At 44.7% G+C, this 24,718-nt stretch carries 26 protein-coding genes; 15 read left to right on the forward strand and 11 right to left on the reverse strand.

Translation table 11 applies throughout. The annotated features are described in order from the left end of the window. Positions 1-48 precede the first annotated feature (48 nt). The 9 genes from rpsP (at position 49) to recJ (ending at position 8,780) form a co-directional block, all read left to right on the forward strand. Positions 49-297 carry a 30S ribosomal protein S16 gene (rpsP, locus tag B2739_RS09320; protein ID WP_133685243.1) on the forward strand — a complete coding sequence of 83 codons (249 nt, stop codon included), beginning with the start codon at positions 49-51 and terminating at the stop codon, positions 295-297. A 28-nt stretch (positions 298-325) separates the two neighbouring features. After that, positions 326-865 carry a ribosome maturation factor RimM gene (rimM, locus tag B2739_RS09325; RefSeq protein WP_331345590.1) on the forward strand — a complete coding sequence of 180 codons (540 nt, stop codon included), beginning with the start codon at positions 326-328 and terminating at the stop codon, positions 863-865. A gap of 72 nt (positions 866-937) precedes the next feature. Further along, a complete protein-coding gene (gene trmD, locus B2739_RS09330; protein WP_331345591.1) occupies positions 938-1,711 on the forward strand; it encodes a tRNA (guanosine(37)-N1)-methyltransferase TrmD in 774 nt (257 codons plus the stop codon). A 9-nt stretch (positions 1,712-1,720) separates the two neighbouring features. Beyond that, positions 1,721-2,071: a 50S ribosomal protein L19 gene (rplS, locus tag B2739_RS09335; RefSeq protein ID WP_331345592.1), complete on the forward strand. Its 351-nt coding sequence runs from the start codon at positions 1,721-1,723 to the stop codon at positions 2,069-2,071. Between the two features lie 171 nt (positions 2,072-2,242). Continuing rightward, on the forward strand, positions 2,243-3,175 hold the full coding sequence (gene xerD, locus B2739_RS09340; protein ID WP_331345593.1) for a site-specific tyrosine recombinase XerD: 933 nt from the start codon (positions 2,243-2,245) through the stop codon (positions 3,173-3,175). A gap of 41 nt (positions 3,176-3,216) precedes the next feature. Then, positions 3,217-4,017 carry a DsbC family protein gene (locus B2739_RS09345; protein WP_331345594.1) on the forward strand — a complete coding sequence of 267 codons (801 nt, stop codon included), beginning with the start codon at positions 3,217-3,219 and terminating at the stop codon, positions 4,015-4,017. 143 nt (positions 4,018-4,160) lie between these two features. After that, the gene (locus tag B2739_RS09350; RefSeq protein ID WP_331345595.1) at positions 4,161-5,465 is read left to right on the forward strand and encodes a homoserine dehydrogenase; all 1,305 of its coding nucleotides are present in this window, start codon (positions 4,161-4,163) and stop codon (positions 5,463-5,465) included. 50 nt (positions 5,466-5,515) lie between these two features. Then, positions 5,516-6,913, forward strand: a complete 1,398-nt coding sequence (thrC, locus tag B2739_RS09355) for a threonine synthase (RefSeq protein ID WP_331345596.1) — start codon at positions 5,516-5,518, stop codon at positions 6,911-6,913. 133 nt (positions 6,914-7,046) lie between these two features. Then, positions 7,047-8,780: a single-stranded-DNA-specific exonuclease RecJ gene (gene recJ / locus B2739_RS09360; RefSeq protein ID WP_331345597.1), complete on the forward strand. Its 1,734-nt coding sequence runs from the start codon at positions 7,047-7,049 to the stop codon at positions 8,778-8,780. Between the two features lie 22 nt (positions 8,781-8,802). On the opposite strand, the gene B2739_RS09365 is transcribed toward recJ, so the two are convergent. Further along, positions 8,803-9,423, reverse strand: coding sequence for an arylesterase (locus B2739_RS09365; protein WP_331345598.1), 621 nt, complete (start codon positions 9,421-9,423; stop codon positions 8,803-8,805). Positions 9,424-9,559: 136 nt separating this feature from the next. Here B2739_RS09365 and B2739_RS09370 point away from each other — a divergent pair, with 136 nt between their 5' ends. From B2739_RS09370 to B2739_RS09380, 3 genes are all read left to right on the forward strand, one after another. After that, positions 9,560-10,228 carry an ABC transporter ATP-binding protein gene (locus B2739_RS09370; RefSeq protein ID WP_331345827.1) on the forward strand — a complete coding sequence of 223 codons (669 nt, stop codon included), beginning with the start codon at positions 9,560-9,562 and terminating at the stop codon, positions 10,226-10,228. A gap of 3 nt (positions 10,229-10,231) precedes the next feature. Continuing rightward, entirely contained in the window at positions 10,232-12,727 is a 2,496-nt protein-coding gene (locus B2739_RS09375; RefSeq protein WP_331345599.1) for an ABC transporter permease, read from the forward strand. An 80-nt stretch (positions 12,728-12,807) separates the two neighbouring features. Beyond that, positions 12,808-14,196 carry an MATE family efflux transporter gene (locus tag B2739_RS09380; RefSeq protein WP_331345600.1) on the forward strand — a complete coding sequence of 463 codons (1,389 nt, stop codon included), beginning with the start codon at positions 12,808-12,810 and terminating at the stop codon, positions 14,194-14,196. Positions 14,197-14,219: 23 nt separating this feature from the next. On the opposite strand, the gene B2739_RS09385 is transcribed toward B2739_RS09380, so the two are convergent. From B2739_RS09385 to B2739_RS09415, 7 genes are all read right to left on the reverse strand, one after another. Further along, positions 14,220-16,028, reverse strand: coding sequence for a hypothetical protein (locus B2739_RS09385; protein ID WP_331345601.1), 1,809 nt, complete (start codon positions 16,026-16,028; stop codon positions 14,220-14,222). A 166-nt stretch (positions 16,029-16,194) separates the two neighbouring features. After that, complete coding sequence (locus B2739_RS09390; protein WP_331345602.1) at positions 16,195-16,587, reverse strand: DUF2304 domain-containing protein; 393 nt, start codon at positions 16,585-16,587, stop codon at positions 16,195-16,197. Then, positions 16,584-17,306, reverse strand: a complete 723-nt coding sequence (locus B2739_RS09395; protein WP_331345603.1) for a glycosyltransferase family 2 protein — start codon at positions 17,304-17,306, stop codon at positions 16,584-16,586. Before B2739_RS09395 ends, B2739_RS09390 begins: the two co-directional genes overlap by 4 nt. A gap of 12 nt (positions 17,307-17,318) precedes the next feature. Then, positions 17,319-19,256: an NPCBM/NEW2 domain-containing protein gene (locus B2739_RS09400; RefSeq protein WP_331345604.1), complete on the reverse strand. Its 1,938-nt coding sequence runs from the start codon at positions 19,254-19,256 to the stop codon at positions 17,319-17,321. Between the two features lie 39 nt (positions 19,257-19,295). After that, entirely contained in the window at positions 19,296-20,258 is a 963-nt protein-coding gene (locus tag B2739_RS09405; RefSeq protein WP_331345605.1) for a glycosyltransferase family 2 protein, read from the reverse strand. A 1-nt stretch (position 20,259) separates the two neighbouring features. Beyond that, complete coding sequence (locus B2739_RS09410; protein ID WP_331345606.1) at positions 20,260-20,655, reverse strand: GtrA family protein; 396 nt, start codon at positions 20,653-20,655, stop codon at positions 20,260-20,262. 215 nt (positions 20,656-20,870) lie between these two features. Beyond that, positions 20,871-21,098, reverse strand: a complete 228-nt coding sequence (locus B2739_RS09415; protein WP_331345607.1) for a 4-diphosphocytidyl-2C-methyl-D-erythritol kinase — start codon at positions 21,096-21,098, stop codon at positions 20,871-20,873. A gap of 292 nt (positions 21,099-21,390) precedes the next feature. Here B2739_RS09415 and B2739_RS09420 point away from each other — a divergent pair, with 292 nt between their 5' ends. From B2739_RS09420 to B2739_RS09430, 3 genes are all read left to right on the forward strand, one after another. Next, positions 21,391-21,840: a MerR family transcriptional regulator gene (locus B2739_RS09420; RefSeq protein ID WP_331345608.1), complete on the forward strand. Its 450-nt coding sequence runs from the start codon at positions 21,391-21,393 to the stop codon at positions 21,838-21,840. A gap of 77 nt (positions 21,841-21,917) precedes the next feature. Continuing rightward, positions 21,918-22,487, forward strand: a complete 570-nt coding sequence (gene dcd / locus B2739_RS09425) for a dCTP deaminase (protein ID WP_049629242.1) — start codon at positions 21,918-21,920, stop codon at positions 22,485-22,487. 6 nt (positions 22,488-22,493) lie between these two features. Next, positions 22,494-22,679, forward strand: coding sequence for a hypothetical protein (locus B2739_RS09430; RefSeq protein ID WP_331345609.1), 186 nt, complete (start codon positions 22,494-22,496; stop codon positions 22,677-22,679). A gap of 91 nt (positions 22,680-22,770) precedes the next feature. On the opposite strand, the gene slyD is transcribed toward B2739_RS09430, so the two are convergent. The 3 genes from slyD to purN are packed head-to-tail and all read right to left on the reverse strand — an operon-like array spanning position 22,771 to position 24,711. Beyond that, positions 22,771-23,253: a peptidylprolyl isomerase gene (gene slyD, locus B2739_RS09435; protein ID WP_331345610.1), complete on the reverse strand. Its 483-nt coding sequence runs from the start codon at positions 23,251-23,253 to the stop codon at positions 22,771-22,773. A gap of 56 nt (positions 23,254-23,309) precedes the next feature. After that, positions 23,310-24,026 (reverse strand): DUF3108 domain-containing protein, encoded by a 717-nt coding sequence (locus B2739_RS09440; protein ID WP_331345611.1) that lies wholly within the window; start codon positions 24,024-24,026, stop codon positions 23,310-23,312. A gap of 13 nt (positions 24,027-24,039) precedes the next feature. Beyond that, a complete protein-coding gene (purN, locus tag B2739_RS09445) occupies positions 24,040-24,711 on the reverse strand; it encodes a phosphoribosylglycinamide formyltransferase (protein WP_331345612.1) in 672 nt (223 codons plus the stop codon). Between the last annotated feature and the right edge of the window lie 7 nt (positions 24,712-24,718).

A 24,718-nucleotide genomic window follows, 5' to 3' on the forward strand; every position in this document is an offset into this window, starting at 1 on the left:
CTGGAAATGATGGCTTTCCCCATAAGTAAATACAGGAAGAAGACCTCAATGGTAACTATTCGTCTGTCACGTGGTGGCTCTAAAAAGCGCCCGTTCTATCATCTGACCGTAACCAACAGCCGCAGCGCCCGTAATGGCCGTTTCATCGAGCGTATCGGTTTCTTCAATCCAGTTGCTCGTGGTCAAGAAGAGCGTCTGCGTGTTGATGCTGACCGTCTGCAACACTGGGTTGGTCAAGGTGCACAGTTGTCTGAGCGCGTTGAGCAACTGGTTAAAGAAAGCAAAAAAGCAGCTTAATTGCCTGCTTAAACAGTGAAGGCGCCTGATGTCTGCGGAATCCAATTTAGTTAATGTCGGGCGAATTACCGCTGTTTATGGTGTGAAAGGGTGGGTGAAAGTTCACTCTTACACCGAGCCACAAGAAAATTTGTTTGAGTATCATCCCTGGTTTTTAAAGACCAAGCATGGGGTCAAGCAGATTGAGATAGATGAGGTGCGTCCTCATGGCGATGCATTCGTCGCGCACATTGTCGGTATTGATGATCGCGATTTGGCAATGCAATACACCGCAGCTGATATCGCCGTTGATAGCGAACTCTTGCCTGAGCTGGATGAAGGTGAATATTACTGGAGTCAGCTTGAAGGCTTGGTTGTATTTACGCAGTTCGATGGCGGTGAGCGTCAACGCCTTGGTGTGATTTCCAAATTGATGGAAACGGGTGCAAACGACGTACTTGTCGTTGTTGCGGATGCAGAAAGTATCGACAAGCGCGAGCGCTTGATACCTTATGTCCCGGAACAGTTTGTACTGTCAGTTGATCTCGATGCTGGTGAAATGCTGGTGGATTGGGATCCCGAGTTTTAAGCTTTAAAAATAAAAAGTTTAAAGCTAACTTATTTGGCGTAAGCGCTGTGAGGCGAGAGGAGTGATCGTCAATTGCTTAAAATTGCGGTTGTTTCCATTTTCCCTGACATGTTTAACGCGATTGCCGGTTTTGGGATAACCAGTCGTGCAATCAAACAAGGTTTGGTGGAGTTAAAAACTATAACTCCACGGGATTTTGCCCATGATCGTCATTCAACAGTAGATGACCGCCCCTTCGGTGGCGGCCCTGGAATGGTGATGATGGTGCAGCCATTGCGCGATGCCATAGCTGAAGCCAAAGCATGGGCTGGTGATGATGCAAAAGTCATCTACCTTTCACCCCAAGGGCGAACACTGAATCAATCCGGTGTTGTTGAGCTAGCGGCTAGCGGCAATCTAGTCTTGGTGGCAGGTCGTTACGAAGGTATCGACGAGCGATTGATACAAACAGTCATCGATGAAGAATGGTCTATCGGTGATTACGTGTTAAGCGGCGGTGAGTTGCCAGCAATGGTGCTGATCGATGCGGTAACGCGGCTGATTCCGGGTGCTCTCGGGCATGCGTTGTCGGCAGAACAGGATTCATTTACGGATGGTTTATTGGATTGTCCCCACTATACCCGTCCAGAAGATTTTGAAGGAATGCGTGTGCCGGAAGTATTGGTGTCCGGTAATCATGAACTGATTCGGCGTTGGCGCTTAAAACAAGCGTTAGGGCGGACTTGGCTTAAAAGGCCAGATTTATTGCGAGCAATAAATTTAACCGAGGAGCAGCAGAAGCTGTTGACGGAATATCGTCGTGACCTTGATACGACAAACTCTAGCTGTGAAGCTATAGACTCTTAGGAGATATCAATGACTAATCCAATTATTCAGGCGTTGGAAAACGAACAACTGAAAGCAAGTGTGACCGAATTTTCACCAGGCGACACTGTTGTTGTAAATGTGAAAGTAAAAGAAGGCGATCGCGAGCGTGTGCAGGCTTATGAAGGTGTTGTAATTGCCATTCGTAACCGTGGTTTGAACTCTGCTTTCACTGTGCGCAAGATTTCTCACGGTGTTGGTGTTGAGCGTACTTTCCAAACTCACAGCCCAATGATCGACAGCGTTGTGCTGAAGCGTCGTGGTGATGTGCGTCAAGCTAAACTTTACTATCTGCGTGACCTTACTGGTAAGGCAGCTCGTATTAAAGAGAAGCTGGTATAAGTCAAAGCGGATAGCTTTGTCGATCTCTAAAAAGCCGAAGTGGTTGTCCGCTTCGGCTTTTTGTATTTAACGTCTTTGCGTTTTAGCTGATATCAATAGTGTTAAAGGCTAGAGATCAATATCCAATTTTGTGTTATTAATCTGTCTTTGCTTTATTTTTTGGTTCCTCATATGTTGAACTCAAATCCGTCCTGTTTAGAGTTAGAGCCGCTTGGCGAGGATGTTCTTTTAATAAATGAATATCTAGACAATATTTGGATGGAAAAGGGCTTGAGCGCCAACACACAAGAATCTTACCGCCGCGATTTGGAGCAGTTTGCTGGATGGGTTGCGGTTCAGAAACAAAAACTAATTTCCGTAGATGCAGCATTGCTGCAAATGTATCTTGAATTTCGTCTGCAGCAGAAATTGTCCAGTCGCACTTCTGCTCGCTTCCTTTCATGTGTGCGTGGTTTTTATCGATATTTAGTGCGCGAAAACCGTATTTCTGAAAATCCTGTAACACTTGTTGAAAATCCAAAATTATCGCGCTCCTTGCCGAAATCTTTAAGTGAGCTTGATGTCGAAACTTTACTGGCCGCACCGGATGTGTCGGACGCGTTAGGGTTGCGTGATCGCACTATGTTGGAAGTCCTTTATGCTTGTGGTTTGCGCGTTTCAGAATTGGTCGAGTTAAACATGTCTCAAATTAATTTGCGACAAAATGTCATTCGCGTAATGGGTAAGGGCAGCAAGGAAAGGTTAATTCCAATGGGGGAGGAGGCGTCAATTTGGCTTGCACGCTATCTACGTGAAGCGCGACCAGTATTGCTGAATAATCTGCCGGATGAGGTGGTATTTCCTAGTAAGCGAGGTCAGCCTATGACGCGCCAGACATTTTGGTATCGTATTAAGCATTGGGCTGTGGTGGCAGGTATAAAAAAGGAATTGTCTCCTCATACGCTACGCCATGCCTTTGCGACACATTTGTTAAATCATGGTGCAGACTTGCGTGTGGTACAGTTACTGCTCGGTCATAGTGATTTATCGACAACCCAAATTTACACCCATGTAGCCAATCTGCGTATGAAGCAGCAGCATCAACTGCATCATCCCCGTGGCTAGTTTGTCAGCGACTTTCTTATCAACCTGCAAGAGATTAGATCATGATAAAAAAACTAAAGACACCCGGTTTTGCCGCCTTTACAGGACTTTTATTGGCAGCTTCTTTACTTGCGCCTCATGCATTTTCACAATCGGGTGACTTGCTCAAGCGTAAATCAGTTGAAGACACTATCCTGGAAAGCTTGCGCAAAGCCCGCCCTGATATCAATTTTGGTCAGCCACGTCCTTCGGTGATTAAAGGCTTATATCAGGTTCAGGTTCCTGGCGGTCCTGTTCTGTTTGTCACTCCCGAGGGAGACAAATTTATTGCGGGTGAGGTTTTTGGTATTGATGCTACCGGGTTTTCTAAAATTGAAGATCCGTATGTGGTTGAGGAGCGTAAAAAAGCGCTCGCCTCTCTGGATGGAAAAAGCAGTATTAATTTTAAGCCAAAAGGTAAAACCAAAGCGGTTGTCTACGTTTTTACTGATATAGATTGCGGCTACTGCCGTAAGTTACACAGCCAAATGCATGCCTATGAAGAAGGTGGGCAAACCAAGCCGGGCTATAACGACTTGGGTATTGAAATCCGTTATCTCGCTTATCCACGTGCGGGTATCCCCAGTCCATCGGCCGATAAACTGATTTCGACTTGGTGTGCAAAGGACAAGCAGGATGCAATGACCAAACTTAAATCTGATCAGTCTGTTCCAAGCGCTACCTGTGAAAATCCAGTAGCAGCTCAGTTCCAGTTGGGTGGCCAATTGGGGGTGAGCGGAACTCCGGCATTGTTCTTACCGGACGGTAAATTGGTACCTGGTTATATGCCTCCAGAGGATCTGGCAAAAAACCTGGGTATTTGATTTACAAGACTATTTTCAGTGGTGCTTTTTGATATCGGATAGCATCCCTAAAGCGCAATTGACACTGACGGCCACCATGAGTATGGTGGCCGTCTTTTTTAGTATTGGCGTAAATTTCACTAGCATTTGACGAGGAATCCACCTTGAATCCGGTAAGAATTGGTATCTGCGGTCTGGGCACCGTGGGCAGCGGTACAGTTAATATTCTCACGCGCAATAAGGCGCTGATTGATGCCCGTGCCGGATGCGATATTACTATCGTGCAAATTGGTGCTCGCCGCGATAATCTCAACTGCGATACCTCAATATACAAGGTTACTCGCAATGTATTTGATGTTGCCAACAATCCTGAAGTAGATGTGTTGGTTGAAGTGATGGGTGGCACTACAGTTGCCAAGGATTTGATTCTCAAAGCCATCGAAAACGGCAAGCACATTATCACGGCCAATAAGGCGCTCATTGCTCATCACGGTAATGAAATTTTTGCAGCAGCAAAAGCGAAGGGTGTGACAGTTGCATTTGAAGCTGCGGTTGCTGGTGGTATCCCCATCATTAAAGCGATTCGCGAGGGTTTGGCGGCCAATAAAATTGAGTGGCTGGCAGGTATTATCAATGGTACCGGTAACTTCATCCTCACAGAAATGCGCGATAAAGGGCGTTCATTTGAAGATGTTCTGGCAGAAGCCCAAGCATTGGGGTACGCCGAAGCTGACCCAACATTTGATGTTGAAGGTATCGATGCTGCACACAAGCTGGTAATTCTTGCGTCATTGGCGTTTGGTATCCCGCTTGAGATCAACAAAGTTTTTACTGAGGGGATTACCAAAATTGCCACAGAAGATGTGACCTACGCAGAAGAGCTGGGTTATCGCATCAAGAATTTGGGGATTGCGCGTCGTACCGAAAAAGGCATCGAGTTGCGTGTTCATCCAACACTCATCCCCGAGAAACGTTTAATAGCCAATGTTGACGGTGTGATGAATGCGGTTTTGGTAAAAGGTGATGCCGTAGGTGCGACTATGTACTACGGTGCAGGTGCAGGCGCTGAACCGACCGGCTCGTCAATCATAAGTGATATTGTTGATGTGGCACGTACGTTAACTGCAGCGCCCGAGCATCGTGTTCCTTACTTAGGGTTTGGTGCTGATTTTGTTTCTGCGCAATCCATTCTACCTATTGAAGAGGTGGAGACTGCGAATTATCTGCGTATGTCAGCGCAAGACAAGCCTGGTGTTCTTTCCAAAATTGCCACCATCTTGAGTGATTCGGGGATCAGTATCGAAGCAATGATCCAGAAAGAGGCAAAAGAAGGTGAAGCGACTGTTCCGTTGATTTTGTTGACTAATAAAGTCCAGGACAAAAAACTGATTGCCGCAATCCGTAGTATTGAAGCTTTGGATTCAGTAACCGGTTCTGTGCAACGCATTCGTGTTGAAATGCTGAAATAAGTGCACGAGCAGTAAGTGTGCAACGATCATTTTTTTAAAGGTTAATTACTGTGAAATACATAAGTACTCGTGGCCAAGCGCCTGCACTGAGTTTTGAAGAGGTCGTACTCACGGGGCTTGCTCCCGATGGTGGTTTATACGTGCCTGAAACCCTGCCGAGCTTCTCTAAAGAAGAAATCGCATCTTGGGCAGGATTGTCATATCAAGAGCTTGCATTCAATGTGATGAAACCCTTTGTTGCGGGTGCAATCAGCGACGACGATTTCAAAAAAATTATTACAGATGCTTATTCAACATTCCGCCATGATGCAATTGCGCCGCTGGTGCAAACTGCGCATAACGAATGGATACTTGAGTTATTTCAGGGGCCAACGCTCGCGTTCAAAGATTTTGCGCTGCAATTTCTTGGGCACTTGCTTGATCATTTATTGAAAAAGCGCAATCAAAAAGTGGTAGTAATGGGGGCAACCTCTGGTGATACAGGCTCTGCAGCGATTGAAGGTTGCCGCCGCTGCGATAACATCGATATTTTTATCATGCACCCGAACAATCGCGTATCGAATGTTCAGCGTCGTCAAATGACAACGGTGCTCGCGCCGAATGTATTTAATATCGCACTCGAAGGTAATTTTGATGATTGCCAAAATATGGTGAAGGCCAGCTTTGGTGATCAATCTTTCTTGCCTGAGGGCCGTCAATTGGTCGCTGTAAACTCGATCAACTGGGCGCGTATCATGGCGCAGATTGTTTATTATTTTTACGCTGGTTTGGCACTGGGTGCACCGCATCGTCCAATCGCATTTTCTGTTCCTACGGGCAATTTTGGTGATATTTTTGCGGGCTATCTTGCTAAGAAAATGGGCTTGCCTGTTGACCAATTAGTAATTGCAACAAATAGCAATGATATTTTGCACCGCTGCATTAGCAGTAATGACCATAGCAAGCACCAATTGCAGCATACCTTGTCGCCGAGTATGGATATTATGGTATCGAGCAACTTTGAGCGTATGTTGTTCGATTTATATGATCGCGATGGTTCTGCTATTCGTCAGCTGATGGAGGATTTCAAGTCAGGTAGTATGATCCTGAAAGAGTCAGCTTTGGCGCGCGCACGTGAGTTATTTACCAGTCATGGCGTTAGCGATGAAGTCACTATCGATGTGATCCGTGAAGTATTTGATCGCACGGAATATTTGCTTGACCCACACACTGCCATCGGTGTTGATGCGGCGCGCAAAACCCGCCGTCGCCAGGATATTCCAATGGTTGTCTTGGCTACAGCCCATCCGGCAAAGTTTCCGGAAGCGGTGCGCAAAGCCGGGCAAGGTGCTGACCCTGTATTGCCACACCATATGAAGGATTTGTTTGAGCGCGAAGAGCGTTATACCGTGTTGCCGCAGGACTTGGCTAAAGTGCAGCAATTCGTTGCAGCTAATGTGCGTAAGTAATTTTAGGTGACTTAAAAAGCCGCCTGGGTAATTCCAGTGCGGCTTTTTTTATTCTTTCACCTTAGAAAAATATATCTACCGGAGAATAAATTAACTCCGGTGTCTTTTGTAAATTTTACTGTTACATACCATTATGCAAAAAACTATTCTTCGTCGTGAGTTACCTGCGCTCGTACAATTTGATCGGCCGCTTCATCCATTATTGCAGCGGATTTACTCGGCGCGTGGTGTACAGCACGGTCGTGAATTAGAATATCAATTGGCGCACTTGGCAAAACCACACTTTAAAGGTCTGCCGGAAGCGGTGAGCTTGTTGGCTGATGCTGTTGTCGCGCAAGCAAAAATAATGATTGTCGGTGACTTCGATGCAGATGGTGCGACCAGTAGTGCATTGGCAGTGTTGGCACTGCGTGCGATGGGACTATCGAGTGTAGATTTTTTAGTGCCTAACCGGTTTGAGTATGGTTACGGATTAACACCCGAGATTGTTGCCGTTGCCGCTGCACAACAGCCTGACATTATTGTTACGGTCGATAATGGTATATCGAGTATTGAGGGAGTTAATGCCGCTCGCGAATTAGGAATTGCTGTTGTTGTTACCGACCACCATTTACCCGGAGCTGAGTTGCCCGATGCCGATGCCATTGTAAATCCCAATCAGCCGGGGTGCGAATTTCCCAGTAAAAATCTTGCTGGTGTTGGTGTGATTTTTTATGTGATGAATGCCCTGCGTGCCGAATTGCGTCAGATCGGTTGGTTCGAAGAAAACGGAATTCCCGAGCCTAATATGGCGAGCTTTCTCGACTTGGTTGCATTAGGTACAGTTGCTGATGTGGTGCCGTTGGATCACAACAACCGCATTTTGGTCGCACAAGGTTTGGAGCGTATTCGTGCCGGGCGCTGTCGTCCTGGTATCAAAGCGATGTTAGAGGTTGCAGGTAAGCAAACACATAAATTAGTGGCAAGTGATTTTGGTTTTGCTCTCGGGCCGCGTTTAAATGCAGCAGGGCGCTTGGATGATATGTCGCTTGGAATTCAGTGCTTGCTGTGTGAGAGTGAAAACCTTGCGCGCGAAATGGCTGCACAGCTTGATGAATTAAATCGTGATCGCAAAGCAATTGAAACTGGTATGCAGCAAGAAGCGATGACGATGCTGCAAAAGATTTTAGAGGCAGATGAGGAAAGCCTGCCCTGGGGTGTTTGTCTTTTTGATGAAACCTGGCATCAGGGAGTCATTGGTATTCTTGCATCGCGTATCAAAGATAAATATCACCGTCCCACCATTGTATTTGCTGATGTGGGTGACGGCGAGATCAAAGGTTCAGCTCGCTCTGTCACTGGTTTTCATATCCGTGATGCGCTGGATGCAATAGCGGCGCGACACCCCCGTTTGCTGCAAAAATTTGGCGGCCACGCCATGGCTGCTGGTATGAGTTTAAGGCGTGACAATTTTGCTGCATTTGCGCAAGCGTTTGATGAAGAAGTGCGCCGCCAGTTAACCGCAACTGATTTACAAGCGGTGGTTGTTAGCGATGGCGAATTGGCAACACAAGAATTGTCATTGCAGTTGGCGGCACACTTACGTGACGCCGGTCCTTGGGGGCAACATTTTCCAGAACCATTATTCGATGGTGAGTTTTTTCTGTTGCAGCAGCGTAAAGTTGGCGAAAAGCATTTGAAGATGACGCTTGCGATGGATGCAAAAGGGCAGCAGCTTGTCGATGCCATTGCCTTCAATATAGATACTGGTATTTGGCCGAATCCCAATATCCAGCGTGTGCGTGTAGCGTACAAGTTGGATATTAATGAGTTTCGCGGCAACACCAATTTGCAGTTGTTAGTAGAGTATCTTGAGCCGCTTAACTGAGCGGCTTGTGCATAAACCGGATTTAGGGTTGTAAGACCTTTTTAATTTCAGGTAACACATTGTTCACAATAAGAGGCTGTGCTTCCGCGGTAGGGTGGATTCCATCGCGTTGCATCAGTTCAGTTCTTCCTCCAATACCCTCCAGTAAAAAAGGAATCAATCCAGTCTGATTTTTTTCTGCCAAGCTTACGTATAAAGTTTTAAATTGGTTGCTATAGCGTGAGCCATAATTGGGCGGGATCTGCATTCCAGCGAGTATCACAATTGCTCCAGAGGCTTTACTGGTGTCGATCATCGATTGCAAATTATTTTCCAGCAGTTTTAGCGGCTGCCCCCTTAAGCCATCATTGCCGCCCAATTCCAGAACAACGATGTCCGGTTTGTGCTCTTCAAGTAACGCGGGTAAGCGTGCTTTACCACCCGAACTGGTTTCACCGCTGACGCTGGCATTAATCATTTTGATGTCGTGACTTTTTTCCAATTCTGCTGCGAGCAAATTAACCCAGCCTTGTTGGATATCGATGCCGTAACCTGCACTTAAGCTGTCCCCCATAATCAAAATTTTACTGGGGGCTGTTTGCGCCAACACAACATTGGTGACAAAGGTCAGGAGTAAAAACACGTAAATGTGCAATTTTTGCATGGTTAACAAAATCCTCTGCCAATAGAATGGTCTTAATCAATTTGCTACAGGTTAATCAAATATGTCTGTGCTTTCCAGTCAGGTCGCTTCAGCAACCAGTCAAGTCTCTCCATCAGGCGGCCCCTCATCAATTCTGATGGTGGAAGCGAATGCCGTCACTAAACAGGTTCCCACACAGGAAGGGGAATTACTTATCCTTCATCCTATTTCCCTGTCCGTTAATGCGGGTGAATCTTTGGCGATTACCGGTGCATCAGGCTCTGGTAAATCTACGTTACTTGGAATACTTGCCGGGCTGGATGTTCCTTCAAGTGGCGATGTTATTTTAAATGGTATTAATTTGTCGCAGCTGGATGAAGAGGGACGGGCGGCGGTACGTGCGCAGAATGTGGGCTTTATTTTTCAATCGTTTCAACTGTTGCCTGGTTTGACTGCGTTGGAGAATGTCATGTTGCCATTGGAGCTGCGCGGCGATAAGGCTGCGCAGCAGAAAGCAAAAGAGTTTTTACAGCGCGTCGGGCTGGAGGCGCGCTTGCAGCATTATCCCCAGCAATTATCGGGCGGTGAGCAACAGCGCGTAGCAATTGCGCGCGCCTTCGCCAGCGAGCCACGAATTTTGTTTGCAGATGAACCCACTGGAAATCTGGATTCAACAACCGGTGCACGTATTATCGAATTATTATTTGAGTTAAATCGCGCGCAAGGTACGACGTTGATTTTGATTACGCATGAAGAGCGTCTTGCACAGTTATGTCAACGACGTATTGAAATTGCAGCGGGCGCGATTGTATCGCGCAGGGAGTAATGCATGCTGGCAATTCAATTATTAAAACGCAATTGGCGCAGTGGTGAGTTACGGCTGCTCGGGTTGTCACTTATTTTAGCGGTATCAGTGTTGAGCGGGATCGCCATTTTTACCGGCAGGTTGGAATCTACCTTAATCAGTGAAAGCAATAGTGTATTGGGTGCGGATTATATTGTGCGTGGATCCCAACCGCATAATAACGACTGGGCAATGGCTGCTGAGCAAGAAGGTATACGCCAAACCCAGTCAGTACTTTTTTCTTCCATGGTGTTTGCTGATGATGAGATGCATCTTGCATCCGTCAAAGCCGTTGATAACGGTTATCCCCTGCGCGGACAATTCGAAATTAGCCGTGTGCCATTTGCGATCAATAGCAGCGATATTGAAGTTGCCAACACCATTCCCTCGCCGGGAGAAGCATGGGTTGATTCGCGGATTTTACCGCTTTTGAAGATCAAGTTAGGCGATAAAGTCGCAGTGGGTGAATACGAATTAACAGTTACCCATGTATTAATTCGTGAGCCAGACAGTGCGAGCCCATTTAGTATGACCGGTGCTCGCCTGATCATGAATATGGTGGATTTACCAAAAACCCAAGTCGTGCAACCTGGTAGCCGCGTCGATTATCAATGGTTGGTTGCCAGCGATGATGCCCAGCAGTTAAAACAATTTATCGAGCAATTGAAGCCACAATTAAATAAACATCAGCGATTAGTGGATATCAATTCTGCACAAGAGCGTGTTGGCCGCACACTAAAAACCAGTAAGCAATTTCTATTGTTATCAGCAGTGATAGCTGTTTTGTTGTCGGGTGTTGCGATTGCAATTGCCGCGCGGCAATTTTCTAGTCGTCATACAGATCAAGTTGCGCTAATGAAAAGTTTGGGGGCAAGCGCTACCCGCATTCGCAGTTTGTATTTTTCGCAGCTCTTTCTTCTGGGGGCGATTGCATCATTCTTGGGTTTGGTTCTAGGCTATTTTTTGCAGCAGATTATCGCTATCAGTTTGCAAGAGGCCTATCAAATTCGACTGGGTGCTGTGGGTATTTATCCTTACGCGTTAAGTTTTTTTAGCGGTTTAATGTGTCTGGTGTTTTTTGCATTACCAGCACTCTGGTATTTGCCGGCTGTCCCGCCTCTGAAAATTTTACGCCGTGAATTGGCTGTCAATACAACACAGGTATGGACGCAAGCCTCACTTGCCTTATTCGCTGTATTAACCCTGGTTATTTTATTTGGTCGCGATCTTGAACTCGCTCTCAGTATTAGCGGTGCGTTGCTAGCGGTTATTGCGGCAACCTTTATCGTTGCATATGGGTTGTTAATGTTAAGCCGACGTTGGGCCGTAAGCCTCGGTGGATTCTGGCGTTTGGCATTCGCTAATTTGCAGCGCAATCGCGGTCAAAGTCTTATCCAGATTTTAGTATTTTCGATAGCCATCATGTTGTTATTCACACTTACCATTGTGCGCACATCACTGATCGAAGAATGGAGAGTGCAGGTGCCTGATGACGCACCAAATCATTTTTTGGTAAATATTCCTCCTGATGAATTACCACAAGTAAAAACACTGTTGCAGGATGCCAACATTCGTCCTGAGCCCATTTATCCAATGATGCGCGCACGCTTGACCCATATCAATGGTGTAGAGACAACAGAGGAGCAGCGCGCGGCAAGTAATGCATTACGTCGTGAGTTAAACGTAACCTGGGCAGACAATTTAGTGGCGGATAACAAAATTCTCGAAGGTGTATGGTGGGATCAGTGGCAACGCGGCGAGGTTGATCTTCCTGGCGTATCGGTAGAAATGGAAACTGCGAAAGAAATCGGTTTGAAGTTGGGTGATAAATTACAATTTTCATTTGGTGGCTTGGAAATGCAGGCCCAGGTTGCCAGTTTTCGTAGTTTGGACTGGCGCAGCATGAGACCTAATTTCTTTTTTATTTTCGAGCCGGGCTCTTTGGACTCGTACTCGCCCACCTACATTACCAGCATCTATTTACCTGCTTCGCAAAAATCATTTATCAACACGTTGCTGCATGACCATCCAACAATTTTGCTGATGGAATTGGATCGCATTATTGAGCAAATACGATCAATTGTGAATCAAGTGAGTGATGGTGTTTTACTGGTGTTGTGGCTTACATTAATTGGCGGCTGTTTGGTGTTGTTTGCGGCGGTAATGGGAAGTATTGCGGCTCGTAAACAACAAGCAGGATTGTTGCGTGCGTTGGGAAGCTCTCGCCAGTTAATTGTAGGGAGTATCTGTGTAGAATTTGCGATCCTCGGTTTTCTAGCCGGGCTAATCGCGATTATAGGAACCGAAATTCTGTTAATCAGCCTACAGACTTTTGTGCTCGAAACGCCTATCCAGCCACACTACTTATTTTGGATACTTTCTCCTGTGAGCGGCGCTATTTTTGTTTCTGCGCTAGGCTATATGGGGTGTCGACATGTGGTAACTACTCCTCCTGCAGTAGTGCTACGCGAGGCAGCCTGATCTTGTCAATTCATCGGGTGTGAATTCAGGTTTGGATTTGCACCCGATGGTTATCCTTTCTCTTTTCGCATTGCATATTTATGAACCCAGTACGTAAGCCGGTACCGCAAAGTCGTGTGCTTGATAAAGGGCTATGGGGCATGAGTCGCCCTATGTTCCTTGATCAGGCAGTGACCTATACGATTCCATTGGTCGATATGTATTTCCTCAGCCGCATTTCCGATAGTGCAGCTGCAGCGGTTGGCGCGATTACGCCATTGGTATTTGTTGCCAATGCTTTTTTGATTGTCAGTGCATTTGCGGGTGCCAGTATCGCGAGCCAGAGAATTGGTGCTAATGATTATGAACGTGGAAACGCGACGATTGCGGCATACACGATTTTTGTTGTGATGCTTGCGCTTATTGCGGCATTTGCCGTGAATTACGGCGGGCCGGCTGTTGCGTCTGCTATGTCACTCAGTAGTGAAGTAGAGCAGCATGCGCGTACCTATTTATCTGTAATTGGTTGGATGGTGGCGCTGTGGGGTTGCCGTGTTATTTATCAAACTATTTTGAATATTTATGGTGAGCCGCAATGGAACACCTATAGCAATATTATTTTGTTTGTCACTAATGTGATTGGCAATTCTATTGCGGTTTACGGCTTTATGGGTATTCCCCCAACGGGCGTTGTCGGTGTTGCCGTTGCCAGTATTATTTCAGCTGCAGCCAGCTTATTGTTTGTGATGACGGTGGTGCACTTTAAGTTGCGTATTCATATTCCTTTGCGCGATGGGTGGAAAAATTTTTCCCTGCTGATGACACCTATCATCATGATAGCGGCCCCTTCTATTCTGGAGCCAATGTCTTTTCAGGCTTACATGATTGCATTGAATTGGATTGCTGCCGAAGTAGGCGATCTTGCATTGAAGGTTAAAGTTTATGCATACAATACATTTTTGTTTTGCTTGATGATTTCGATTGCCATTGGGATGGCCACAGAAGCAATCATTGCCCAGCGTGTGGGGCGCAAAGAATTTGATCTGGTAAATTTGCAACTTAAGCAAAGTTTAAAAGTTTCTCTAATAGGAACAACAGCTCTGGCATTGATGTGGCTGTTGTTTAATCAGCAAATATTGACATTATTCAGCAGTGATCCCGAGGTTATTGCGATCGGGCTATGGGCATTTTTATTGAGCTTTTTGGCTGAACCTTGGCGCACCGTTAATATTATTGTCGGAAGTGCTTTACGCTGCACAGGCGATGCGGCGTTTACATCAATATCCAGCATCGGTGTAATTTGGCTTTTCTCTGTTCCTGTTGCCTATGTGCTGGCTATTCCTTTTGGCCTTGGCCTCTATGGGTTATTAATTGCAGCGGTAATGGATGAATTTATTCGTGCGCTAATAAAACGCTGGCGGTGGAAACAAGGTAAATGGCAGTACACAGGAGTGGCCGCGCGCGAGGCGCGGGCTCATGTTAATAAGTGACTGTTGTTAATAAACGAGTGCTGTTAATAAGCGACTACTCCAGCAATAAATAAAATGCCAGAGAAGGTAAACAATGCAGACATAGCCAGCCCTATGTTTGCCATGCGCGTTGCGCCAGATTGTTGGAATTTAATAATGCTGATCGCATAGAGGGCACAAAAAGTTATCAGTATTGGCACTATGTAACGGAAATCGATATTTGCCGGGAATGTCATCCGCATATAAGTGACGCCCGCCCATAAAAAGAAACCCGAAAGTAAAACGGGAGCCATTCGTTTGAAATCTTCTTTTAACATATAATAAATGCCGGCAAGCATATAAATAAACATCAGGACTGCGAGAAAACTACTTGCAACGGCAGTGTTGATTGATAATGGTGCTGGATATTTGAATTCACCAAACAACCCTGTTTTGCCAAGATAATTCCAAAAAAATTGACGCCCCATACGATCATCATAGGGATCAGTAAAAGGCTCAGTGATAAAAATTTTGGCATCAAACCAAAAATAATTAGCGGCAGTGTTGCCCACCAGATTGGCGTGTGAGAGCCCGTCGATATTATCGATATATAACTTGTCGCGTTTGCCTTCCAGTTTGAGTATCAACGCAGGCCCAACGGTAATTCCGACAGCAGTAAACATGATGATGCAAGGAAGTATCGCCATCTTGGCATACATTGCCCATTGCTGGCTTTTGATCATTTTATAGAGACCAATAACACCCAATACAGCAATCAGGATTTCTCCGTTTGCTTTAGTGACAATAGCGGCCGCTCCGACAATACTGGCGATCATCAAATCGCGCTTCTTATCGTGTCTGTACCATCGAATGATGTAGTAGAGACTCGCTGCATAGAGGCAGTAAAGCAATGGATCGTTTCCAATCCGTACAGAATGAATAATTGCGACAGGCCAAAATGCGAAGAGTGCACCGATAACCCACAGGAGTTTGTCGTTAATAAACGATTGATACACACGCGATAAAAAGCCAGCTTTTTCTTGTACTTCTTGTACTTCTTGTACTTCTTGTACTTCTTGTACTTCTTGTACTTCTTGTACTTCTTGTACTTCTTGTACTTCTTGTACGTGCGTGTCTAATGAATCTTGTGGTTTGCGATAGAGATTTAATAATTCGCTAAGAATTAACAAGCCAAATAATACAAATCCCATCGAGTAAATCAGCACCAACACCTGTTGGATTCGATAAATAGTCACTTTATTGTTAGGCTCAAACAACTGCGTTGCCTTATAAACGATCGCACCCGTGTAGTAATAAAGTGGGGGATGAAAAAATGCGCCACCCACAGCGTAATCCACAGGTGGTGGAGCCCAGTGTTGTGTAAGGTATTCTGTAAATCCAATGTGATCTCCCAAATCATGCTCCCGTACATCTGCAGGTGTTACGGAAAAATACGCTAAACGAATCAATAATGCGCCGATGAAAAGTACTTTAATAGGGGTTGTAAGTTTGCAAACAGTGGCAATTTTTATTGCCAATATTAGTGCGATAGCAGCAAATAATGCATAAGCAATCAGGGTTATTTTTGCACTTGTTTCGGCGCTGATGACTATTCCCATCAGGCCACCCTGATCCATGTAATGGATTTCTATTTGGTTGTCGCCCGGTTGTAGGAAATCTTTCAGCTCATAAGTAAAACCTTTGCTGTAATCGCGTCGCTCATGAAGTGGGATCATGCTGATGTCTACTGGTCGCTGGTTAATCATCAGCGAATAAATTTCATCATCAGGAATAATGCGCAATAATGTACTGGTGTAAGCACCTAGAGTAAGCGTTCCAGTCAAGCGATAAATCCCGCTTTCGTTGGACTGCATAAATTCAGGTCCCGCAATGGGTTGTACCAGCCCTGATGGGGTGGTTAGCGAAAAATTAGAAAAAGAGGGCTGTATATTTTGTAAAAGGAATACTAAAAGACCTACGCTTACTACAAGTAAATACAATGTTTTTGATTTTATTAATCCTACGAGCAGGTGTTTCATTTTATTCTTTTTCCTTGGCTGATATTTGTAATTTTTTAAGCTCTGCCTTGAGAATACCTACTTCCTGAATTAAATTTTTATTGCTTTCAGCGAGCTTTGAAATAACAATTGAAAACTGGATCAGTATAAAAAACACGGAAATAACCAATAACAATAAAAGTGCAGCCGGTGCGTACAATATTCCGAGAATGTCGGCGACTATTTCAAGTAACGGTTTAAAGATAGATAACAAAATAAAAATAAAACCGAAACCAATCCATAATAATGAATATTCTTCTTTTAGCTTTTTGCGTTTTACTAGCCGGAGTATAAATAGAAATAACACCAAGCTACCGGTGATAGAAAAAAGTTGAATACGGTTTTCAAGCAGACTCGCCCACAAAGTATTAATCATGAAGAGCTCCTGCGAATTTTTTGTCGTTGGGATGTCATGATCATCGCCAATATCACTTTGATCATATAGTGCACTGATTTAAGCCCCGATATCGAAGACTCTCCTCCTTGGCGTTCTACCATCTCAACGGACACTTCCTCAATGCGGAAATCATTTTTGCCTAACAAAATGATAGTTTCCGGTTCAGGATAATCAGTGGGATAGTTGGCTGCCAGAAATGCTATGGCTTGCTTGTTATAGGCACGAAAACCAGATGTGCTATCAGTAATTCTTTTTCGAATTAAAACTCTATTCATCAACTCAAAAATACGAATGCCAACGCGGCGCATAAACGTGGATTGAAACCCATGTGTTTTTTCAACAAAACGGGAGCCTATGCAGGCATCACTTTGGTTTTGTTGCAATGGAGCTAAAATTTTAGGAATTTCACTAGCAAGGTGTTGGCCATCGCCATCGAATTGAATGGCGTAATCAAAATCCTCATAAAATGCGTACTTAAATCCCGTTTGCACCGCGCCACCAATACCGAGATTGGCTGGCAATTGAATAACAGTTGCCAATCCATTTGCCTCTGCTTCGCGTTGGGTGTCATCCTTGGAACCATCGTTGACGACCAAACACTCGTACTCTGGATTCGCATTTTTCAGCGACTGAATGACCTTGCGAATATTTTTTTCTTCGTTGTAAGCAGGGATAATTATTAAAATTCGCTCACGCATAAAATCTCACTTTTATTCGCTAACTGGTGTGACTTGGCCTGGATTAGTTGTCTTCGGGGTAATTGTGATTACAGTGTTTACCCAGTTGGCATGATCCCATTTGTCATCTTTAAGGGGCGCTACTTTTAGTGTTAATTTTTGTACTCCCCTGACATCGAGTGTGGTCACGGGAATAGTTCGTTCGTAGCCAAAAATGGGGGCCGACTCCCACAGCAGTTTGTCATCACCCCATACAGAAAATTGAACGTCAGATGTTCCCACTTCATCATCCAGTGCTGCGATAAAACTGAATTCGACTGCATCTGGTGGTAATTGATATTGAATATCGGAACTGGCATGTGTGCCTATACCCTGTGCGTAGCGGCGATTAGCAATAGAAAGATAGTTTCCATCGAAGCTGCGGTTCAGCGCCATGGTGCCGTGATCTTGCTTGGCGTAGATCAGCGGTAGTGCAGTCAAAAAAGTTTGGTTTTCCGCTAGCTCACATTCATGAATATGGAGCCGATCAAAAAAGAACTTGGTCATTAATACTGTGGTTAATATAAAAAACCATAAAGAAACAACAGGAATGTTCAGGGTAAAAAGCGCTGCTTTTTTAAGCCACTGTAATGCTTTTCCATTTATTAGCAGATCGGTGACCGCTAACAATAATAACGCCATCGTACCCCATGCAAGTCCGAACCATATATCAGATCCATTGATCTCAAGAATAATTAACATATTCAAGCTGCAGAGCAGGCTGATGACGATGGGATACAGTAGTTTGCGTTGCGTTACTGTACTGTACGCAAGTGCCATTACAACCGCTGGGAAGAGATAACGTTCATGCATTGCTGGTAAAAGCGCAAAGAATGCTAATGCACAAATCGTGGCCGAAAAAAATGCTTGCGATAATAGCTGGCGGTCACTGATTCGTGATCCATTTTTAATGAGAAAATGTATACCCTGAAAAAACACTGCCAAGGCAGTTAATGAAAATAATAACATACCAAAATATTTGGCAGTAAATATTGTGGCAAGTGCGGAATCGGCCGTTACGCCAAATAAAATGATGCTGTCAGGTGCAACATTTCCCGTTAGTAATATCCAAATGTTTGCTGCATTAAAGGTTGTCATTGGATACTGGCCAAGCGTATCAATATAAGCTTGACTGAAAGATTGCCAGAAATGACCTGCTAAAATTGATGGCATAAAAACAACAGCGCCAACTAACACAGCAATAAAAATACCTAGAATATTTTTTTCAATGTTGCGGAAAAAAAGAAAACCAAATACCGGTGCAAAAGCAATCATTTGAAATTTTGTTAATAGAGATAATGCAAATACAGGAATAGCAAGATATACATAACGCTGATAAGTGGTTAGCAAGAGAGCGCCGAATGCCAGAGTGGCTGGTATTAAATCGACCTGACCCCAGACGGGGCCATTCACCAGAATGGCGGGGTTAATCGCTGTAAATAATAAAATAATATGGACGAAATGGCGTGATGAATGAAAACGCTGTAATTGGCTGTGCACTAAAATGATCAGCAAGCAATGAAAAGCGGCAACAGGTAATTGGGTGAGAAATTTTAAATAATTATTATGTTCAAGAGGGATTTCTACGGCATTGTAGAATTGTCCAACAATATACAGCCAGTGAATGTAAAACGGGGGATAGTTACCATTAAACCCATCGTAACCAGTAGTAGACAATTGCCGCACCCAATCTTGCCAATAACCTAGATCCTGACTGTATCCTTTTAGAAATACCAGTAAAAAGTTAGCGGTAATTGTCAGAATGATATAGCTGTGCAGTACTCGATTATTTTTTTCTTCACTTAACCCCAATGGATGTATCTCAGGAAATGTAAGAGCAGCTTGCGAAGGCTGCGCTATAGGTACTTGATCCTGAGCAGGGCTTTGCGGGTGCGTTTGGATTTCGTCAGCAGCATCAGTTGTATTATTCATTTTATTTTATGCAACCTGTAAATGGGCAGATGTAACCGTCTATTGATCTCTTCGGTTAACAATGTCACTGATATGAAATTTGGGGCGGCGTTTAACTTCTTCATAAATTTTTGAAAGGTATTCGCCAATGATGCCTAAACAAATCAATTGCACACTGCCAATAAATAACAATGGAAGTAGGACAGAGGCCCAGCCGGGTGTTGCGTTATCGGTCAGTAGGCGCACTGCCAGAACCCAGGCGATCAATGCAAAAGAGGCAAATCCGGATAGCAAGCCTAACCAGGTGATCATTCGGAGCGGAGCGGTAGAGAACGCGGTAATTCCTTTCCATGCAAAGGAGAGCATTTTTTTCAATGGATATTTGCTTTCACCCGCTTCGCGCGCTTGGCGTTCGTATTCCACTATGCTTGATGGGTAGCCAACTTCGCGCACAATTCCGCGTAAAAATAGATTGGACTCACTGTATTCTTTTAAAGACTCTAGTGCACGACGTGACAATAAACGGAAGTCGGCGTGGTTGAATACCAGATCGACCCCCATTTTTTTCATCACATGGTAGTAACCTTCCGCGGTGAAGCGTTTGAAAAATGTATCTGTATGACGCGCTGACCTGACTCCGTAGACAACATCATTGCCTTTAAGATATTCATCGACCATTGCTTCAATATTCTGCGGGTCATCTTGCAGGTCTGCATCGATGCTCACGGTAATATCTTCGGTAGTCGTGCAAAGACCCGCATAAAGCGCATTCTGGTGGCCTTTATTTCGCGACAGTTTAATTGCGACGAGTGCGCTATTTTCTGTTGCAGCTTGGGCAAGTATTTTCCAGGTTTTATCTTTACTGCCATCATCGACCAAATAAATTTTGGAGGCCTCGCTGATTTTTCCTTTGGCTATCATGGATTCACGCAGTGATAGCATGGTTGCCAACGTTTTTGGCAGCATCTCTTCTTCGTTGTAACAAGGAATAACGACGGCAAGTGAAGGGATTGTTGATGTCATTTTAATGACTCCTGTAAATCCAGAATTTATGCACCACAAAATTCAAAACCACGGTAATTCCGGTAGCGAGAAATTGGGCAACCAAATAGTGCTCGACCCAGGGAAGGGCAAGATAGTTATCGAATAACCATAAAAAAGAGGCAAACAACAATGTGTTTGTTGATAAGCCTATGCCAACCGCAAGCACATATTTGGGAATAGTGTGCGCGTGGTTGCTAGTGCTCTGGAATGTATAGTGGTAGTTCGCCCAGTAGTTAAAAATTGAAGAGAGCACATAGCCTGCGGCTGAGGCAAACACCTCCGGGAGCAGGCTGCTTTCTACAAATAAGACCAGTAGTAAAAACTGAATCAGGGTGGAAATTCCACCAATACCTACAAATAAGGCGAAGCGTTTCATTGTTATTCTATTAAATAATGTTGCGACGATTAGCCCAGCAACACAACTGGTGTTGATGGCTTTTACGGTTGATATCCCTGCTCAAATTCTGCTGCACATTACCACATTTTTGTGGCAATAGTGGTGTGAATTACAGGATTAGCGACGTCTCAAAAGGGAGGTTGTGATTCAGGTTGGAATACCGATTTTCAGGGATAGGTTTTAGCCTGATGAGATCAGGCCCAGCGCAATGCCGCTCCTGCGCGCTCGATATACATGTACTCGGTTTTATTGGTGATTGGATGGCACGCATGGCGTAAGTGATGGTGATCACTTGTTGAGCCCATATATTCCCAGCAGTTACCTTCATGTACGCACAGCGGGTCGCCATTATTGAGGCGATAACCGGCAAGTTCGTCCCACATTCTCTGCCATTCAGGATGGTTGATATCAAGGTATTCCATATACTGTCCTTCAGGTGAAAAACCATATTGTCAGGATAAAATCTATTCAGCTATTCTGGGTTATTAATTAAGTTTGTCAAATTTAATTAATAACATCATGATTTTATTATGATTATTGGTTTATCATCTAAGCTAACTGGAAGCTATTATACAGTTTTTTCATAAATAATTGGCGCATAAAATTTCATTTTTGTAATTAAGTGAAGTAAAAATGTAGGAAATAAAGATGATTTTCCTGCAAACCTTACACTTACAGAAATGTTTTGTGTGTAATGCTCGGACAGGTGGTGATATGAATATCAGTCAGGCTTCAGAAGTGTGCGGTTTGTCAGGTAAAACCATCCGCTACTATGAAGAAATTGGTTTGGTGGTACCTAAGCGGCAGGAAGGCAATGATTACCGCGTTTACTCTGGGTATGAAATAGGGCAATTACGTCTTTTACAGCAAGCACGAATCGCTGGTTTTAGCTTGGCCGAGTGTCGGGAGCTTTTGGCGCTTTATAGTGATCCAACGGCGTATAGTGTTGATTACACCGATCAGCTGGTTAATCAGAAGGTTGCACATATTGACCAGCAACTCGCTGCATTGCATATCTTGCGCGAAACTCTGTTGTCTATCAGGCCAAGCAGTGAGAGCAGAGACGCAATTTCTAAACAACAGACGAGCAATACCCAGGAGTCAGCCTCGTCAAGTTTAGGGATGGCTTTCAGGTTGGTGGGTGAGTTCAAAGAGCGCGGTTAGCCCTAAGGCGCTGGTATTTTTCTATGTCGAAAAACGCTATGATGCGCGCCATTTAATTATTTACTGCTGGAGTGACTATGAGCATCAAATCTGACAAGTGGATGCGCCGTATGGCTGAAGAGCATGGCATGATCGAGCCTTTTGAACCAGGGCAAATCCGTTATGATGCTGCGGGTCAACGGATAGTTTCTTACGGTACGTCCAGCTATGGTTATGATGTTCGTTGTGCGGATGAATTTAAAATTTTCACGAATGTCCACTCAACAGTAGTCGACCCTAAAAACTTTGATGAAAAAAGTTTTGTTGATATAAAAAGTGATGTCTGCATCATTCCTCCAAATTCTTTTGCGCTAGCACGTACGGTTGAATATTTCAGGATTCCTCGCAATATCCTGACGGTATGTTTGGGTAAATCGACGTATGCGCGTTGTGGAATTATTGTTAATGTGACGCCGCTTGAGCCTGAATGGGAGGGTCATGTAACGCTTGAGTTCTCCAATACAACACCTCTCCCCGCAAAAATTTATGCCAACGAAGGTGTTGCGCAAATGTTGTTTTTTGAATCAGATGAAATTTGCGAAACATCGTATAAGGATCGCGGTGGAAAATACCAGGGTCAGCGTGGCGTGACCTTGCCACGCACGTGATTTGCGATGGGCGATGTCGTTCAATTTAAAAAACCGAGTCCCTTTGACAAGCACAAGGGTAAAACTTTATGCCGTAGCGGCTTTCATAAATGGGTTGTGGTTAAAGATAATCAATTTGATGTAAAGCAGGGAAAGTTAGTGACGCTTTTTAAGTGCAGCCGCTGTGGTGAGCAAAAAATGGAATTGAAGTAATCAAGCGGTGATTAGTTATTTGATGCAAGATTTCAAGTGCGCACCTCAAAATAAAAAAGGCTCCAATGGAGCCTTTTTTATTTTTTGTCGATTAGTGATGGTGGCCGCCTTCACCGTGTGCGTGGCCATGATTCAACTCTTCTTCAGTTGCTGAGCGAACTTCGGTAATTTCTACGTCAAATGTCAGGTCAACACCAGCCAATGGGTGATTGCCATCGATAGTGACTTGGTCGCCTTCGACTTTGGTCACAGTCACGACTTGCAAGCCTTGTTCAGTTTCAGCGTGAAATTCCATGCCGACTTCAATGTTGTCGATGCCGCTGAACATGTTGGATGGCAATTCTTGTACAAGATTGTCATCGCGCAAACCGTAAGCTTCTGCTGCATTCACAGATACATTCAATTTATCGCCTACTTTTTTGCCTTCCAGTGCGCTTTCCAAGCCTGGAATAATATTGCCTGCACCGTGCAAATACGATAAAGGCTCATGACCTTCGGAAGAGTCCAGCACTTTGCCAGTGCCGTCAGTCAGTGTGTAATGGAAGCTGGCAACGCAGTTTTCAGAGATATTCATAATGAAGCCTTTTGGTTTGGTAAATAGGGTAGAGTGACACTGAAAAAAATAAATGGTTAAAATTTTTCGATGGATTTGCCATCCAACGTCGCTTTGTGGATGTAGATGGTATACACATCCCCTTTTTCTTCTTGTTGCAAGCGAACTAATAAATAATTCCAATCTTTGGCAAGCCATGCATAAGTTACGCGCTCATCATTTTCGCGGCTGCGCTTAACTTTGATGGTATTTACCTTGCCGAGCGGGGTATCCAGAATTTCCTCGCATTCAACAATAAATTTATATTCTTTGAGGCGTCCACCATCGGCGATTTGATAGCTAAAACTCTTGCTGCCATTGAGCAAGTCTTGCTGCATCTGGATTTGGTAGCTCAATTTATCTTGTACTTTTTGCGCAATATCCATCTGCCAACTAATTTTCTGTACGTTATTAGTTACACTCTTTTTGTTCCAATCAAATGACAGCTCAGCTGTGCGGTCTTTTCCTACCCCGCGCCGAGCATAGCTGTAGTGAAGCGGGCTGACAGTGTGCTGTGCCGGATTCCATTGCATTTTGCTTTGTTCGGTAATACTGCCAATCATCGATTCTGCTTTGAACAGCAAGTGGTACTGGTTATCTGCTGTTTGGGTCAGACGATTGGTTACGGTGATGTTGAAACCGTAGAGTTTTGCTTTGTACTGGTTGTCAAAAGTTTTCGGTGCAGTGGTTGCACTTGCGAAGTACGGTATTGATACGCCAAGACAAAATAATACGATAGCTCGGAGGCTGGACATGAGGATTCCTTTTTTAGGGCTCGTTTGCCTCAATTCGATAGCCGCAAGCTGGCAAAAGTTCACCATTTAACTCAGCTTTGCTATCCACCATTTTTAATTTGCCTTGTGCAAACCATTTCACTGCCAGCGGATAAATGACGTGTTCCTGACGCTGTACCCGTTTGGCAAGTATGTTTGCGTCATCGGTAGACAGTACGGGAACTGCGGCTTGAATTGCAGTAGGGCCTCCATCCAGCTCTGCGGTAACGAAGTGGACGGTAACACCGTGATACTTCTCGCCTGCATCCAGTGCGCGCTGGTGGGTGTTGAGGCCTTGAAACTTAGGCAATAGCGATGGATGTATGTTGAGCATACGGCCGAGGTAGTGTTGGGTAAACTCCGGCGTGAGAATCCTCATAAAACCGGCTAATACCACAAGCCCGGGATTGTAGGTATCGATCTGGCGCATGAGTTCTGCATCAAAAGCTTCGCGGCTGGCGAAGCTTTTGTGATCGAGTACCACGGTGGGGATGCCAGCCTGGGTGGCTCGGGTCAACCCAAATACATCAGGGCGATTGCTGATGACTGCGGCAATTGATATGGGGAGTTCCCCACTTGCTGCGCCGTCTATCAGGGCTTGCAAATTGCTGCCGCTACCGGAGATAAGGACAACAACCTGCATTTTTTTTACATCGACAGTGCTCATTATTCAA

Source organism: Cellvibrio sp. UBA7661 (assembly GCA_002483365.1).
Lineage (GTDB): Bacteria > Pseudomonadota > Gammaproteobacteria > Pseudomonadales > Cellvibrionaceae > Cellvibrio.